Raw genomic sequence first — 17,039 nt, forward strand, 5'->3', positions numbered from 1 at the left:
GTTACATCACCCCTATTGATTGCACTTTAATTTATTAATTTCGCAAGAATAAAAACATTTAAATATGCATGATGTTGTCATTGTTTCCGCTGTTAGAACGCCAATAGGAAGTTTTATGGGTGGCTTATCCACAATTCCTGCACCCAAATTAGGAGCCATAGCCATTAAAGGGGCTTTGGAGAAAATCAACCTGAACCCCAACTTGGTCGATGAAGTTTTAATGGGCAATGTAGTACAAGCAGGTACCGGTCAGGCCCCGGCAAGGCAAGCTGCCATTTATGCGGGTATTCCCAACACTGTACCATGTACCACGGTGAACAAAGTCTGTGCATCCGGAATGAAGTCCGTAATGCAAGCTGCGCAAGCTATTGCTTTGGGCGACATATCAATTGCAGTTGCAGGTGGTATGGAAAACATGAGCCTTATACCACACTATGCAAATCTTAGAACCGGGGTAAAATTCGGACCAACTACTTTTGTAGATGGCATGCAAAAAGACGGTCTGGTAGATGCTTATGACCAAAATGCCATGGGCGTTTGTGCAGATGCCTGTGCAACTGAATATGGGTTCTCCCGTGAAGATCAGGACAACTTTGCATTAAAGTCTTACCAAAGATCGGCAGAAGCTTGGAAAGCCGGTAAATTCTCAAAAGAGGTTATCCCTGTAGAAGTTCCCCAAAGAAGAGGCGAGCCCGTTATAGTTTCCGAAGATGAGGAATTCAAGAATGTGAAAATAGAAAAAATACCCAGTCTACGTCCTGCTTTCACCAAGGACGGAACGGTTACCGCTGCCAATGCCTCTACTATAAACGATGGAGCTGCTGCCTTGGTTCTTATGAGTCTGGAAAAAGCCAATGAATTGAATATTACCCCATTGGCAACTATAAAAAGTTATGCCGATGCCGCACAAGCACCGGAATGGTTCACCACAGCCCCAGCTAAGGCTTTACCTAAAGCTCTGGATAAAGCGGGTATAAGTCTGGATGATGTCGATTTTTTTGAATTCAACGAAGCTTTTTCCGTCGTAGGGTTGGCTAATATGAAATTACTGGGATTAAGTGATTCTAAAGTAAACATTAATGGCGGTGCGGTATCTTTGGGACATCCACTTGGGTGTTCGGGAGCCCGAATACTAATAACCCTTTTAAACATATTGGAACAGAATAATGCTAAAATCGGTGCTGCCGCCATTTGCAATGGAGGTGGTGGAGCTTCGGCCATGATTTTAGAGCGAATTTAAATTATCACTGCTATAATACTATGCAATACGGTATTTGTCATTTAAGCATCGTTCCTATTCGATCCAGTGCAGAAGAATCAGCGGAGATGGTTTCCCAATTATTATATGGTGAACATTATAAGGTTCTTGAACAGCGCAAACATTGGAGTAAAATTCGTGCGGCTTTTGACAAATGTGAAGGTTGGATTCAAAATTTACAACTTACCTTGATCGATGAACCCCTATATAATGAATTGGATTGCGATCAACATCCAAAGTACACCACGGATTTGGTTTCTTATATAGAGATGGACAAAAACAATCTTTTACCCGTTGTACTTGGTTCTGTCTTCAACGATAGCTCTAACCATGTTCATGAAGGTGGACTAACCAGCCTGATGCAAGAAAAACCAAATTTGGTAAATAGTGCCCTCCAATATTTGAACACTCCATATTTATGGGGTGGTAAAACCCCCTTTGGAATAGATGCTTCCGGTTTTACACAAATGGTGTACAAAATAAACGGTCACAAACTACTCAGAAGTGCAACCCAACAGGCCACCCAAGGCAATGCTTTAAGTTTTATTGAGGAAAGTGAAGCTGGGGACCTAGCTTTTTTTGACAATAATGAAGGGATTATCGATCATGTAGGCATAATCATGGACAACAACTATATTATCCATGTTCACGGGAAGGTACGAATAGACCGTTTGGACCATACTGGAATTTTCAATAACGATTCCAAAACCTATACCCACAAGCTCAGGGTAATAAAACAGATCGTATAAAAAAAGTCCTGATTAGATAATCAGGACTTTTTCATATAATCTGCGGATAAATTACTACTCACCCAAAAGTTTTTTCAATCTCATGAAATTTTCATTGTCTCCCATTGCACCATAGATATTCTTCAATTGTGTTAAGATACCTTGGTTGTCAGGATTTGTTTTTAGAGCTTCTTCCAAAACGTCTGCACCTTCTTGGAACAAATCGTCTTTTTTCTTCTTCAACTCATCATACCTTGCAATATCAGCCCTAGAATTACCCAAACTATTCATTTCATCAATCAAACCATTACCTTCATTTACATAAGTTGTGGAAAGGTTCAATTGAGCGTTGGTGTATCCTGGGTTAATCTCAAGTGCCTTTCTATATGATTCCCTAGCTTCTTCCAAATTACCTTGCTCCATATTGATCACACCGATGTTGTAGTGCAAATCTGGATTGTCAGGAGCCACACTTGCAGCTTCAGCCATTAATTCTTTGAACTTTTCCTTATCACCTAATTTATAGTGTAAATTCGCCTCGTTCAAAATCAAGTTAACATCCTTAGGATTGTTTATACGAGCTTCTTTGTAGGCATCCAATGCCTTATCGTCTTGTCCCAATTGGGTGTAGATCAAAGCTACATTCTTAACGATTTCTGCTTTTTTAGAAGGAGATTTTTCATCAACAGGATCTTTGTAAGTACCTGATTTTACCATCAAATCCCTCTGAACCTTGTCCATCACCTCTTGTTCGCCTGTAGCAACGTTGGTTGCTTTATACTCAATGGTACCACCATCATAATCTAAATCCTTAAGTTCGTTATAATACGTTAAGGCTTGCTCATATTCACCTCCGTTTACCGCGCTACTTGCAGCATAATAAAGATAAACCGTATCCTTAGGACTAAGCTTATAGCTCATATATAGCTTTTCGCCTGCTTCTTTGAACTTTTTGTTATTGTTATCCTCAACGGCCGAATTCACCATATCACCCGCAAGGACCGCCAATTCTTGCTCGATCATCTTACCATATTTGGCCTTACCACTGGTAGTTTCTACCTCATCAGCTTTTTTATAGGAAGTTATAGCTGTTTCAAATGCACTGTTGTCACCTTTTTTCGCTAAATCAGCATAAATTTTACCCCGTAGGTAATAATAATGCGCCTGGGTTTTGGCATCAGCCCCGGAAATTGAACCGGCCGCTGCCTCCAAACTGGTTTTGGCCCCTGCAGAATCACCACCCTTCAAGGCTTTCTCTGCGGCTTTGATCTCATTTTTTTGCGCAAACCCCACCATTGTAAAGGACATCGCCGCAAGTATAAAAATTTTAGTCTTCATTACGATTTAATTAAAATATTAGTGTTTATTGATTATTCTTTATTATCATCAGTACTCTCATTATCAAGAGCCGTGCCATCTTCGGTTTTTACCTCAATATCCATGATGTCGGTATCATCTACGGCATCTTCATCTTTCATAACCTTAGCTACGGCAGCAATACTATCATTGCCCTTGATATTGATCAATTTCACACCTTGGGTGGCTCTACCCATTACACGTAGATCTTCTACGCTCATACGAATGGCTATACCGGATTTGTTGATGATCATAAGATCATCGGAATCACATACATTTTTAATGGCAACAAGACCTCCTGTCTTCTCGGTAATGGATATGGTCTTTACTCCCTTACCTCCACGATTGGTAATCCGATAATCATCAATACTGGAACGTTTACCATAACCATTTTCAGATACTACAAGTATTTCTTCTTCCAAATCGTGTACCGATACCATTCCTATAACCTCATCTGTTTCATCGGCCAAGCGTATTCCCCTAACACCGGATGCATTACGACCCATTGGCCTGGTCTTACCTTCTTCAAACCTAATGGCCTTACCTGACTTTAATCCCAAGAAAATCTGACTGGTTCCGGTGGTCAATTTTGCTTCTAGCAGTTCATCATCATCTTTTATACTAATGGCATTGATCCCGTTCTGACGCGGTCTGGAATATTGCTCCAATGAAGTTTTCTTCACCGTTCCTTTTTTAGTGGCCATAATGACATAATGGTTGTTCACATACTCTTCATCCTTCAGATCCTGAGTACATATGAACGCCTTTACTTTATCATCTTGTTCAATATTGATCAAGTTTTGTATAGCCCTTCCTTTCGAGGTTCTACTTCCTTCTGGGATTTCATAGACACGCATCCAGAAACACTTCCCTTTTTGGGTAAAGAACAGCATATATTGGTGATTGGTTCCAACGAACAAATGCTCTAAGAAATCCTCATTCCTGGTAGACGAAGCTTTTTGACCGACTCCACCCCTATTCTGTGTCTTATATTCAGATAACGGGGTTCTTTTAATATAACCGGCATGGGAGATGGTTATGACCACCTGCTCATCAGGAATCATATCCTCTATACTTAAATCGCCCCCGGCAAAGTTGATTTCGGAACGTCTTTCATCGCCATATTTCTCCTTTACTTCCAACAGCTCATCCTTAATGATCTGCATTCTGCGCTCTTTACGCTCCAAGATATCTTTTAAATCGGCTATGGTCTTGATGATTTCATCGTATTCCGAACGTAATTTATCCTGTTCCAGACCGGTAAGTTGACGCAATCTCATTTCTACGATCGCCTTGGCCTGGATCTCTGTCAATTTAAACCGTTCCATCAAGTTCTCCCTAGCTTCATCGGCATTGGAAGATGCCCTGATAATGGCAATGACCTCGTCTATATTGTCAGAAGCTATGATTAACCCTTCAAGTATATGTGCCCGATCCTCCGCTTTTTTCAGCTCAAACTTGGTTCTTCTTACCACAACCTCATGTCTATGCTCCACGAAATAGTGGATCATCTCCTTGACATTCAACATTTGTGGTCGCCCATTGACCAATGCGATGTTATTAACACTGAACGACGATTGTAATGGTGTATACTTATACAACATATTCAATACGATGTTCGGTATTGCATCCCTCTTAAGTATGTATACGATACGCATCCCCTTTCTATCCGATTCATCCCGGATCGTGGAAATACCTTCAATTTTTTTATCATTGACCAAATCGGCAGTCTTCTTGATCATATCTGCCTTATTGACCTGATAAGGAATTTCGGTAACGATAATACACTCACGCCCCTGAACTTCCTCTATTCTTGCCTTGGCACGTATTTTAACCCTACCACGACCTGTATGAAAAGCTTCCTTTACACCATCATAACCATAAATGACACCTCCAGTAGGGAAATCCGGTGCTTTGATATGGGTGATGAGTTCATCGATTTCGATGTCATTATTATCTATATAGGCAACGGTACCATCAACAACCTCGGAAAGATTGTGTGGGGCCATATTCGTGGCCATACCTACGGCAATACCGGAAGCTCCGTTTACCAATAAATTGGGGATACGTGTAGGCAAAACGGTTGGCTCCTGAAGGGAATCATCAAAATTCAACTGATGATCCACAGTATCCTTATCGATATCTATCAACATATCGTCCGCGATCTTACGCATCCTGGCTTCAGTATATCGCATGGCCGCAGGGCTGTCCCCATCTATAGAGCCAAAGTTACCTTGACCATCGACCAACATATAGCGTAAACTCCATTCTTGTGCCATACGCACCATGGTATCGTATACTGAGGTATCACCATGAGGGTGGTACTTACCCAAAACCTCACCCACGATACGAGCCGATTTTTTATGGGAACTATTGGAACGAACACCTAGCTCATGCATACCATATAGCACCCTTCTATGAACAGGTTTCAGACCATCCCTGACATCTGGCAAGGCACGTGACACAATGACCGACATTGAATAATCAATGTAAGCAGACTTCATTTCGTCTTCAATGTTGATAGGAATCAATTTTTCTCCTTCTGCCATCCTAATTTTTATCTATTTAACTTGGTTAAAAAAGCATGGCAATATACGTATTTTGATAGGTTTCAACATACATATCACAATCTTTATCCAAGAATTTATTAACACTCTTACCCCCCTTTTTAGTTGATAATTTGATTGTTAATTATTTTGTAATTAGAGGGTTTTTTCGACATTATGGCTATGTTTATCGATTATTAGGTATGGTAATTGGTCTAGATTAGTCTAGATTTACTAATTTTATTGTTGAAAGGATAATATATGGATGATAATTTTTCACCTCGGGTAAAGGATGTAATTGCGTACAGCAAGGAAGAGGCATTAAGATTGGGACATGATTTCATTGGTACCGAGCATTTAATGTTGGGCTTGTTACGTGATGGAAACGGGAAGGCGATAAGTATCTTGGATGCTTTGGATGTTGATTTGGACCACTTACGAAGAAAGGTCGAAATCCTAAGCCCATCCAACCCAAACCCAAACGGGGTACAGAAGGACAAAAAGAACCTTCATTTGACAAGACAGGCGGAACGCGCTTTAAAAACAACATTTCTTGAAGCGAAACTATTTCAGAGTTCCTCTATCAATACTGCTCACTTATTATTGTGCATTCTCAGAAATGAAAATGACCCAACCACCAAATTACTTCATAAACTAAAGGTAGATTATGACGGTGTTAAAGAACAATTCAAATTTATGATCACAAGTGACGATGATATTGTGGATTCCCCAACCTCAGAATCCTTCCCCAGTGACTCGGATGAAACGGGCAGTGGTAAAGAAGGTTCATATGGAGCCACATCGAACCAAAAAGGAAACAAAAAATCCAAGACTCCCGTTTTGGATAATTTCGGCAGGGATTTGACCCAAATGGCCGAAGAAAACAAACTGGACCCCGTTGTGGGCCGTGAGAAAGAAATCGAAAGGGTTTCTCAAATATTGAGTAGACGTAAAAAGAACAACCCGTTATTGATCGGGGAACCAGGTGTAGGTAAAAGTGCCATTGCAGAAGGTTTGGCCCTACGCATCATCAACAAAAAGGTTTCCAGGATCCTTTACAACAAAAGGGTTGTAACACTGGATCTTGCCTCACTTGTTGCAGGGACCAAATACCGTGGGCAATTCGAAGAACGAATGAAAGCGGTCATGAACGAGCTTGAAAAAAATGACGACGTTATTCTTTTCATTGATGAAATACATACCATTGTCGGGGCCGGTGGGGCTACAGGTAGCCTAGATGCCTCCAACATGTTCAAACCTGCATTGGCAAGGGGTGAAATCCAATGTATAGGAGCCACTACTTTGGATGAGTACAGACAGTACATTGAAAAGGACGGTGCATTGGAACGCAGGTTCCAAAAAGTAATTGTTGAACCTACTTCTGTAGACGAAACCATTGAAATTCTACAGAATATCAAAGGGAAATACGAGGATCACCATAATGTATCCTATACAGATGAAGCCATTGTCGCTTGTGTTAAATTGACCAATAGATATATGACCGACCGGTTTTTACCAGACAAGGCCATAGACGCCTTGGATGAAGCCGGCTCAAGGGTGCATATCGTAAATATGGATGTTCCCAAACAAATTCTTGAACTTGAAAAACAGTTGGATGATGTGAGGGACCTGAAGAACAGTGTAGTCAAAAAACAAAAATACGAGGAAGCTGCAAAATTACGCGACGACGAAAAAAGACTGGAAAAGGAACTAGCCGCAGCCCAAGAAAAATGGGAAGATGATAGCAAGCTCCATAAAGAAACGGTCACTGAGGACAATGTTGCCGATGTAGTTTCAATGATGAGCGGTATACCCGTGAACAGGATCGCCCAGACCGAAAGCAATAAACTGGCCGAATTGCCAGAACTTATCAAGTCGAACGTCATTGGACAAGATGATGCCGTGGCGAAAGTTGCCAAAGCCATTCAAAGAAATAGAGCCGGACTTAAAGACCCTAACAAACCCATTGGTTCATTTATATTTTTAGGTCAAACCGGGGTTGGTAAAACACAGTTGGCCAAAGTATTGGCCAAGGAACTTTTCGATTCGGAAGATGCCTTGATACGTATAGACATGAGTGAATACATGGAGAAATTCGCCATTTCCAGATTGGTAGGGGCACCTCCAGGATATGTCGGTTACGAAGAAGGTGGTCAGTTGACCGAAAAGGTAAGACGCAAACCTTATTCCGTAATACTTTTGGATGAAGTGGAAAAAGCGCATCCAGATGTATTCAATATGTTATTACAGGTATTGGATGATGGTTTCTTGACGGATAGTTTGGGAAGGAAAATCGATTTCAGGAACACTATTATTATAATGACCTCGAATATCGGCGCCAGACAATTGAAAGATTTTGGACAAGGTGTAGGTTTCGGTACCGCCGCAAAAAAATCACAAGCGGACACCCACCAAAAAAGCGTTATCGAAAATGCTTTGAAAAAGGCATTTGCCCCTGAATTTCTTAACAGAATTGATGATGTGATCGTTTTCAATGCTTTGGAAAGGGACGATATCCACAAAATCATAGATATAGAATTAGCGAAGCTTTATGCAAGAATCAAGGATATCGGTTATCATTTAAACCTAACCGACAAAGCCAAAGATTACATTGCTGAAAAAGGTTTTGATAAGCAATACGGTGCAAGACCTTTAAAAAGGGCTATCCAGAAATACATTGAGGATGCCTTGGCAGAGGAAATCGTAAACTCGAAACTTGAGGAAGGGGATAGTATTTTCATGGATTTAGATAAGAAAAATGAAATTTTAACCATAGAAATCAAAAAGGCTGAAAAATCTTCAAAATAGTTGATTTTTGAATAGCCGAAATAATCAAAGGGAGCCATTTACCAAATGGCTCCCTTTTCTTTTTTACACTCTTTTAATAAACGAAAAACAACCACAAATACACTTTTCATAGCCATATATAAGATATTTGAGCCTTTGGTCTATTTTTTTATATATTCCATTTACTTAAATCTACATTCGTTTCGGACACTATAAATTACATGAAATGAATGTGGGATCTAAAAAGACCATAATTGTACGAGAATACAATTTAGAGGTTGGCGTAGTTCAAGTTTACGACAATTATATGGTAGCAAAATTTGAGGAAGGAGCTACCTTAACCATGGAAAGGGTATACCAGATTATAGGGATCTCGGAAATACATTTTAAAGAAAAGCCTTTTGGTTACATAAGTCTTCGAAAGAATTCCTATGCGATCGACCCAACCGTTTACACCTATTTACGGGAATTGGACAATATGAAAGCTTTTGCTATTGTTTCTGTCAAGGAAATAGACATGCACAACTTTAAAATCGAAAAACTTTTCTATAAAAAACCTATGAAATTCTTTATCGAATACGACAATGCCTTGGCATGGGTCAAAAAAAGAATAAGGACGGCCAAATAAAATTTTTATTCAGATGCCCAATCTTCATTAGGATTGGGCTTCATTCGATTCTTCTTGCGGAACCGGTTCCTCCGGCATTTTAAACAAATCTATAAAGGCCAAGCCTATAGCTTCGATGATTTTGGAAGCGGTCAATGCTTGGTAACCTGTTTGTTCCAGGGCAATATCGCCTGCCCTACCGTGAAGATAAACCCCAAAAACGGCAGCATCCAAAGGTTCGTATCCTTGGGCCAACAAACCAGTAATAACCCCTGTCAGAACGTCACCACTTCCCGCTGTGGCCATTCCCGGGTTACCCGTATTGTTTACATAACCACGGTTTTCATAGACCGTTATGGTATGCGCACCTTTTAAAACAAGGATAACATCGTATTTTTTTGAAAATGCCTTGGCTTTTTTCAATTTATCAAAATCATCTTTCCATTCACCTATCAACCGTTTCAGCTCTTTCGGGTGTGGTGTCAGAATGGTTTTAGGCGTTAGTTTCTTGAGCAGATCCTTCTTTTTCGAAAGCAGGTTCAATCCGTCAGCATCAATAACCAATGGTGATTTTACAGAATCCAGAAAACTAGAAAAGGCTTCGGACGTTTCTTGGGCTACACCCATTCCTACACCAAGACCAATTACGGTTGGCGCAATATCGAATGTTATATCCTGGATATGGTTTTCATCCTTATCGGTAATGACCATCACCTCTGGTAATGCTGTTTGAATTGGCACATATCCACATTTTGGGACATAAGCGGTGACCAACCCACTACCTATGGCCATAGCTGCTTTTGACGCCAATGATACAGCCCCTATTTTCCCATAACTCCCTCCAATTATCAATGCATGTCCGTAATTTCCCTTATGCGAAAACTTTTCACGAGGTATATAAACGGGAAGTAATTCATTTTTACCGATCAACTCAAATTCGGTTTCAAGACCCGCAAGATGTTCTGGATCCAATCCAATATCCAATACCTCCCACTGATTACTGTAAATACCCGTTTCCGGCAAGAAAAAAATCAATTTTGGTGCTTGAAAACTTAAAACGTGGTTTGCCTTTATGACCGCTTGGGTATTTTCTATGGCTTTATCCATAAAAACACCGGAGGGCAAGTCAACAGATAAAATAAATGCACCGGAATCATTTAAATGCTGTATAAGTTTAGTAACCCATGAATCAGGTGTTCTATTCAAACCGATTCCGAAAATCGCATCTACGATAATGTCATCCCTGCCGATTTCTTCAAACTCACAATCCCTTTCCAGAAAGTTAGGCCAAATCTTACGGTCCTTAAGTCGGTCAAGGTTTATTAAAAAATCCTTGGACCGCTTTTCACTGTAATTGACCACATTTACCGTTATATTATAACCATGTTCTTTCAAATGTCTTGCCAAGGCCATACCATCACCGCCATTGTTTCCTATACCACAGAAAAGATGTATTTTCACTTGGGCACCCTGCATACGAAGGTGAAGCCAGTTGAATATTTGCACAGCGGCACGCTCCATGAGTTCATTGCTGGAAATTTGCTGTTTTTTTATTGTGAATTTATCAGCAGCATAGATCTGCTCGGCATTAAAAAATTTCATTCAGTAAGAATTTTTGGTAATTATTGACAATTCCATAAAAATATGACGAAACGTTTGATTAGCAGCCCAAAAATACTACTTTTGGAACTTAGAACGAACTATGCCTTTGAACATTTCGAACATAGCTACCTTATTTTCTCCATTCACTAATGGATGCAATACCACGATTTTGCGTACGACCCCTTTGGGGTAACATGCTACATATAATCAATCCGTCCGTTATTGCGATTTTTCGCCAAAAATACTTCAGTACCAGTTAATCAATATACATAATGAAAGTTTTAAAATTCGGGGGCACCTCGGTTGCCAATGCCCAAAATATTGCGTTAGTAAAAAATATTGTATCAAATTCCGAAAGCGACAAGAATATCGTCGTTGTCTCAGCCTTAGGAGGCGTAACGGATTTACTATTGAATACGGCAACCCTTGCTGCTTTACAGGACGATTCATACAAAGCATTCGTAAAGGAAATCGAGGACCGGCATATTGAAACGATCAAAACGCTCATACCCATTGCATCACAAAGCAGTGTCTTGAGTATGGTAAAAAGTGAACTCAATACTTTAGAGACACTTTTGGAAGGTGCTTTTTTAATCGGGGAGATTACTCCTAAACTATCCGACAAAATAGTGAGCTACGGTGAATTGCTATCATCATACATCATTAGTGAATACTTTAAGGAAGAAGGTCTGGACGTTGTGCATGCCGATAGCAGAAAGCTCATAAAAACCAATACCGTAAACGGGAAAACCATTGTTAATTTCGAAGCAACCAATACCCTCTGCAGTGACTTCTTTTCGGTAACACCACAAAAAGTAGTTGTAATGGCCGGGTTCATCGCTTCGGCAGAAAATGGCGACTCAACCACTTTGGGAAGAGGTGGTTCCGATTATACAGCTGCCATTGTTGCTGCTGCCGTAAATGCTGAATTATTGGAAATATGGACCGATGTAAGTGGTATGTACACCGCCAACCCAAAATTGGTGAAACAAGCCAAGGCCATTCCTCATATCTCCTACCAGGAAGCCATGGAACTTTCTCATTTCGGAGCAAAGGTATTGTACCCACCAACTATTCAGCCTGTTTTGGCAAAAGGAATCTCAATTCAAATAAAGAACACTTTCGATCCTAAAAATGAAGGCACCATAATTACCAAAAACAAAAATGAAAAGGGGAAAACCGTTCGCGGTATTACCCACGTTGAGAATATTGCCTTATTATCCCTTGAAGGACCAGGAATGGTGGGTATACCAGGAATATCAAAACGTTTTTTCGAGGTGCTTTTCCAAGCTAACATAAGTGTGGTACTTATTACACAAGCCTCATCAGAACATTCAATCTGTGTAGGAATATCGGCCGATGACGTAGCACTGGCAGAACAAGCCGTTAACGATGCCTTTGAATTTGAAATGGGTAGTGGAAAAATAAACCCTGTAGTGGTAGAAAAAAATCTAGCCATAATCGCTTTGGTGGGTGATAATATGAAAAGCCATCAAGGGTTAAGCGGTAAAATGTTCAGTACCCTAGGAAAAAACAACGTAAATATCAGGGCCATTGCCCAAGGTGCCTCTGAGCGAAATATTTCCGCCGTAATCAATAAGGATGATGTAAAAAAAGCTTTGAACGCCCTTCATGAAGAATTTTTTGAGGAAAACATTAAGCAATTGAACCTTTTTGTAATGGGTGTTGGTAATGTTGGTGGTAAATTCATCAACCAAATCAATCAACAGAAAAAATACCTCAAGGAGAACCTTAAGCTCAATGTAAGGGTAATCGGTATTTCCAACTCAAGAACCATGGCTTTTGATGAAGATGGTATCCCTTTGAAAAATTGGGAGTCCGTTCTAAGTAATGGTGAAAAGGCAGACAAGGCCAAATTCTTCGAGACGGTGAACAAACTGAATTATCGTAACAGTATTTTTGTCGATAATACGGCAAGTGCCGAAGTTTCGGATACTTACAGTTCTTATTTAGGCAATAGTATATCGGTAGTAACCTGTAACAAAATCGCTTGTTCCTCTAACTACTCAAACTACCTAAACCTTAAGCAATTAGCAAGAACATACAATGCTCCTTTCCTATTTGAGACCAATGTCGGTGCAGGACTACCGATCATAGACACATTAAAACATTTGATAGCCTCAGGGGACAAGGTCCAAAAAATACAGGCCGTACTTTCCGGTAGCCTAAATTTTGTCTTCAATAATTTCAACGACAAGACCACTTTTCATGATGTTGTAAAACAAGCCCAAGAAGAAGGTTACACCGAACCAGACCCAAAAATAGATTTAAGCGGTATAGACGTTATGCGTAAAATACTCATTCTGGCAAGGGAAAGTGGCAACCAATTGGAAATCGACGATATTCAAAATAATCCGTTCTTACCTCAAGAAAGTTTGGATACTACCAATAACGAAGATTTCTTCGCTACTTTAACCAAGAATGAATCCTCTTTCCAGGAATTATATAAAAAGGCCGTGGACCAAGACAGTAAGTTAAAGTATGTTGCCCAATTTGAAGACGGTAAAGCCAGCGTAGGCCTGCAAGAGATTCCTAAAGGACACGATTTCTATAATCTTGAAGGTAGTGACAATATTGTTTTGTTCTACACTGAGCGCTATCCTAACCAACCTATGATCATCAAAGGTGCAGGAGCAGGTGCAGATGTAACAGCTTCCGGTATCTTTGCCGATATAATAAGAATCGGAAATTTTTAAAGATGGAGGAACTAAGAGTATTCTGTCCGGCCACTATCGCCAACATTTCCTGTGGATTTGATGTACTTGGGGTCGCGTTGGATTCAGTGGGTGACGAGATGGTCATTAGAAAAACACCAAAAAAAGGTATTTTCATTACAAAACTCGAAGGTCAGGACTTGCCAATGGAAACCGAAAGGAATGTAGCCGGTGTTGCAGGATTGGCCTTGTTAAATGAAAGCGATTACGACGGAGGTTTTGAAATTGAAATTTATAAAAATATCAAAGCCGGAAGTGGTATCGGCAGCAGTGCCGCTAGTTCAACCGGTGCTGTTTGGGCCATGAACCAATTATTGGGCAAGCCTTTCACAACTTCCAAATTGGTTGAGTTTGCCATGGAAGGGGAACGCTTGGCCAGTGGGGTCGCCCACGCCGATAATGTAGCCCCTGCCCTATTCGGAGGATTCACCTTGGTTCGCAGTTATGAACCGTTGGATATTATACCGATCAATAGTCCGTCAGAATTATTTGCAACGGTAATACATCCGCAAATAGAAATCAAAACTTCAGATTCCAGGAAAATATTGAAAACCCATATCACCTTGAAAGAAGGCATAAAACAATGGGGAAACTTAGGAGGATTGATAGCCGGACTATTTACCGAGGATTATGATTTGATAGGGCGTTCCTTGGAAGACCATATCGTGGAGCCCATCCGATCCATATTAATACCCGGTTTCAATGATGTGAAAAAAGGAGCCTTGACTTCAGGAGCATTAGGTTGTGGTATTTCCGGTTCGGGACCATCGATTTTTGCCTTTAGTAAAGGTGAGGCCACAGCCAAAAAAGTTGCCCTTTCGATGAAAAAAGTGTACGAGAAAATCGGAATTGACCATGATGTGCATATATCAAAAATCAATACCGAAGGAGTCAAAGAAATCTAAATAGAACAAAAAAGATGTTCTCCCTATAAAGAGGGAAGAACCATATAACAACCATGAATTTTTATAGCCTAAACAATAAAGCCCCGAATGTTTCTTTCAAAGAAGCTGTCATCAAGGGAATTGCTCCCGATAAAGGACTCTACTTTCCTGAAAGCATTACCCCTTTACCTAAAAGTTTTTTTGAGAATATTGAAAAATTATCGAACGAAGAAATAGCATTTACGGCCATTCAACAGTTCGTAAGTAGCGATATTCCCGAAAATGAACTTCGAAAAATCATCAAGAATGTTCTTGATTTTGATTTTCCCGTTGTTGAAATCGAGGAAAATGTGGCAACACTGGAACTTTTTCACGGCCCTACAATGGCCTTTAAAGATGTAGGCGCGAGATTCATGGCGCAATGCTTGGGGTATTTTTCTGAAAGCACGAGCAACGAGGTAACCGTATTGGTAGCAACTTCAGGCGATACGGGAGGGGCCGTGGCCAATGGTTTTCTTGGTGTCCATGGTGTAAAAGTGGTTATCCTTTACCCAAGCGGCAAGGTCAGTGACATACAAGAAAGACAACTAACGACTCTAGGACAGAATATTACCGCTCTAGAAGTTGACGGCACTTTTGATGATTGCCAAAAAATGGTAAAAACTGCCTTTTTGGATGATGCCCTTTTACAGAAAATGCAATTGACCTCAGCAAATTCGATTAATGTGGCTCGCTGGTTACCACAACTGTTCTATTTTCTTTTTACCTATAAGCAATTAAAGTCAAAAGGTAAGGAATTGGTATTCTCTGTTCCTAGTGGAAATTTTGGAAATATTTGTGCCGGTATGGTCGCCCAAAGATTGGGTATGCCCGTAAAACATTTTATCGCTGCCACAAATGTGAACGATACGGTTCCCGAATTTATGGAAACCGGGGAATACAAACCCAAGCCTTCATCTGCAACCATTTCTAACGCTATGGACGTGGGCGACCCTAGTAATTTTATTCGAATTCGACATTTACATAATGACGATTTCGAGGCATTAAAGGCTAATTTAAGTTCTTATCCTTTCACGGATGAAGAAACCAAAAAAGCGATGTTGGATATCTATAAGACATCAGATTATATCGCCGACCCACATGGGGCAGTGGGTTACCTTGGTATACAAAAATACCGAAAAGACCATCCTGAAACCTTTGGGGTTTTTCTAGAAACGGCACATCCCGTGAAATTTTTGGATGTAGTTGAAGAAACCATTGGCCAAACTTTGGAGCTTCCTACCCAAATTAAAAAAGTAATGGGTAAAGAAAAAACGTCTATCAAAATAGGCAAGTATGAGGAACTGAAAAGTTATTTGCTAAAACGCTGATCAAACAATATCCGAAACTTTACAAAAAAGTCTTTATGAAAATAAGGGCTTTTTCTATATTTTAACGGTTATTCATGAGTAACTTTCAAAGCACTGATACCTACCAACCCAAACGAAGCTGCGTCATATGTGGCTTCCTTTACCGATTGTAGATAATTTCCGACTTTAAAATAACTGGTATCCCCAGAAGTATTCAAAGTTCGTTCAAAAACCATTTCCCCATTCACAAAGACAGTTATAACTCCATTTTCCATAACCAGTTTAAAATCATAAACGGTATCCAAATTATAACCGGACAAACTAATTGAACCACCTTGTTCTTCTGTAATGTACCCACTTATCTTTAAATCTACCTCGCCCTCTTCTTGGTTGGGCTCCCCACGAAATTGCAGTCGTATAGTGTCATCTACATCCACACCATCATCATTGAAACCTTGACTATCGCTTGGCCCATGTATTTGTCCAAAACAAAGCACCCCATCAGTTCCACTTGTACTTTTAGGTAATTGATCCACACGTACCGTCCATTCCATAATATGCCTACCGGAATCCCCATCCCAATAATGGGTTTCACCGTCTTTCATCTCCCTAAGCTCTACTCTTGGATTATTTGAGTTTTTTGACCCGCCCAAACCACGATAACATTTGAAATACGTGAAACCGTCAAGCGCATAAAAATAATTATCATCAACATAATCATCGAATGATTTACCCAAGGCCTTTAACAAATCATCTTCATAGACCGCATCAGCCCCCGTACCAATAAAACCGTTCAACTTCCAATCAGAAGTTGATAGCCCCAATACTTGACCTGGGATATCCGAGTTGGTCTCTTCCTCGGTTTCGGTCTCTTCCTCCGTTTCTGTTTCCTCTTCAGTTTCAGTTTCCTCTTCGGTTTCAGTTTCAACAACCTCACTATCGGGAACAATAGTGTCAGAATCCGCACCATTATCTGAACAACTATAAATAAAAAATAAGGCAAATAGTATTTTGAAATAGGTATGTAATCTCCAAAATCTTAATCCTTTCTGCATATGCAAGTACTGTTAAACGTATGAATATTAAATTGGTTAACCAATTTAGCAAGACTACTCCATTTTCTACTACAAACAATGTTAAAATCGATAAAATAAGGGGTTTTCAGTATCAATTTACAATCTACACCT

Annotated in this window: 11 protein-coding genes; 7 read left to right on the forward strand and 4 right to left on the reverse strand. The window is 40.1% G+C overall.

The window, feature by feature from the left end; translation table 11 throughout:
* Positions 1 to 64 precede the first annotated feature (64 nt).
* Both R3X28_RS10265 and R3X28_RS10270 read left to right on the forward strand, forming a co-directional pair.
* Complete coding sequence (locus tag R3X28_RS10265; protein ID WP_317664193.1) at positions 65 to 1,240, forward strand: acetyl-CoA C-acyltransferase; 1,176 nt, start codon at positions 65 to 67, stop codon at positions 1,238 to 1,240.
* Positions 1,241 to 1,260: 20 nt separating this feature from the next.
* Positions 1,261 to 2,007, forward strand: a complete 747-nt coding sequence (locus R3X28_RS10270) for a C40 family peptidase (protein WP_154368249.1) — start codon at positions 1,261 to 1,263, stop codon at positions 2,005 to 2,007.
* Positions 2,008 to 2,061: 54 nt separating this feature from the next.
* Here the strand turns inward: R3X28_RS10270 and R3X28_RS10275 are convergent, their stop codons facing one another.
* Together R3X28_RS10275 and gyrA are read right to left on the reverse strand one after the other, a co-directional pair.
* Positions 2,062 to 3,324 carry a tetratricopeptide repeat protein gene (locus R3X28_RS10275; protein ID WP_317664194.1) on the reverse strand — a complete coding sequence of 421 codons (1,263 nt, stop codon included), beginning with the start codon at positions 3,322 to 3,324 and terminating at the stop codon, positions 2,062 to 2,064.
* A gap of 32 nt (positions 3,325 to 3,356) precedes the next feature.
* Positions 3,357 to 5,891 (reverse strand): DNA gyrase subunit A, encoded by a 2,535-nt coding sequence (gene gyrA, locus R3X28_RS10280; RefSeq protein ID WP_154368252.1) that lies wholly within the window; start codon positions 5,889 to 5,891, stop codon positions 3,357 to 3,359.
* Positions 5,892 to 6,149: 258 nt separating this feature from the next.
* Between gyrA and R3X28_RS10285 the strand changes: the two genes are divergently transcribed.
* Together R3X28_RS10285 and R3X28_RS10290 are read left to right on the forward strand one after the other, a co-directional pair.
* Positions 6,150 to 8,696 carry an ATP-dependent Clp protease ATP-binding subunit gene (locus tag R3X28_RS10285; RefSeq protein WP_154368254.1) on the forward strand — a complete coding sequence of 849 codons (2,547 nt, stop codon included), beginning with the start codon at positions 6,150 to 6,152 and terminating at the stop codon, positions 8,694 to 8,696.
* 205 nt (positions 8,697 to 8,901) lie between these two features.
* Positions 8,902 to 9,303 carry an STAS/SEC14 domain-containing protein gene (locus R3X28_RS10290; RefSeq protein ID WP_154368256.1) on the forward strand — a complete coding sequence of 134 codons (402 nt, stop codon included), beginning with the start codon at positions 8,902 to 8,904 and terminating at the stop codon, positions 9,301 to 9,303.
* 27 nt (positions 9,304 to 9,330) lie between these two features.
* Here the strand turns inward: R3X28_RS10290 and R3X28_RS10295 are convergent, their stop codons facing one another.
* A complete protein-coding gene (locus R3X28_RS10295) occupies positions 9,331 to 10,884 on the reverse strand; it encodes an NAD(P)H-hydrate dehydratase (protein ID WP_317664195.1) in 1,554 nt (517 codons plus the stop codon).
* Between the two features lie 272 nt (positions 10,885 to 11,156).
* Here R3X28_RS10295 and thrA point away from each other — a divergent pair, with 272 nt between their 5' ends.
* From thrA to thrC, 3 genes are read left to right on the forward strand one after another with little or no spacing between them, the layout of a single operon-like run.
* Positions 11,157 to 13,601 carry a bifunctional aspartate kinase/homoserine dehydrogenase I gene (gene thrA, locus R3X28_RS10300; protein WP_317664196.1) on the forward strand — a complete coding sequence of 815 codons (2,445 nt, stop codon included), beginning with the start codon at positions 11,157 to 11,159 and terminating at the stop codon, positions 13,599 to 13,601.
* 2 nt (positions 13,602 to 13,603) lie between these two features.
* Positions 13,604 to 14,524: a homoserine kinase gene (locus R3X28_RS10305; RefSeq protein ID WP_317664197.1), complete on the forward strand. Its 921-nt coding sequence runs from the start codon at positions 13,604 to 13,606 to the stop codon at positions 14,522 to 14,524.
* A gap of 53 nt (positions 14,525 to 14,577) precedes the next feature.
* The gene (gene thrC, locus R3X28_RS10310; RefSeq protein WP_317664198.1) at positions 14,578 to 15,873 is read left to right on the forward strand and encodes a threonine synthase; all 1,296 of its coding nucleotides are present in this window, start codon (positions 14,578 to 14,580) and stop codon (positions 15,871 to 15,873) included.
* Between the two features lie 68 nt (positions 15,874 to 15,941).
* On the opposite strand, the gene R3X28_RS10315 is transcribed toward thrC, so the two are convergent.
* On the reverse strand, positions 15,942 to 16,907 hold the full coding sequence (locus R3X28_RS10315) for a polysaccharide lyase family 7 protein (protein ID WP_317664199.1): 966 nt from the start codon (positions 16,905 to 16,907) through the stop codon (positions 15,942 to 15,944).
* Positions 16,908 to 17,039 lie beyond the last annotated feature (132 nt).

The organism is Maribacter sp. TH_r10, from assembly GCF_033101095.1.
Classification (GTDB): domain Bacteria; phylum Bacteroidota; class Bacteroidia; order Flavobacteriales; family Flavobacteriaceae; genus Maribacter_A; species Maribacter_A luteus.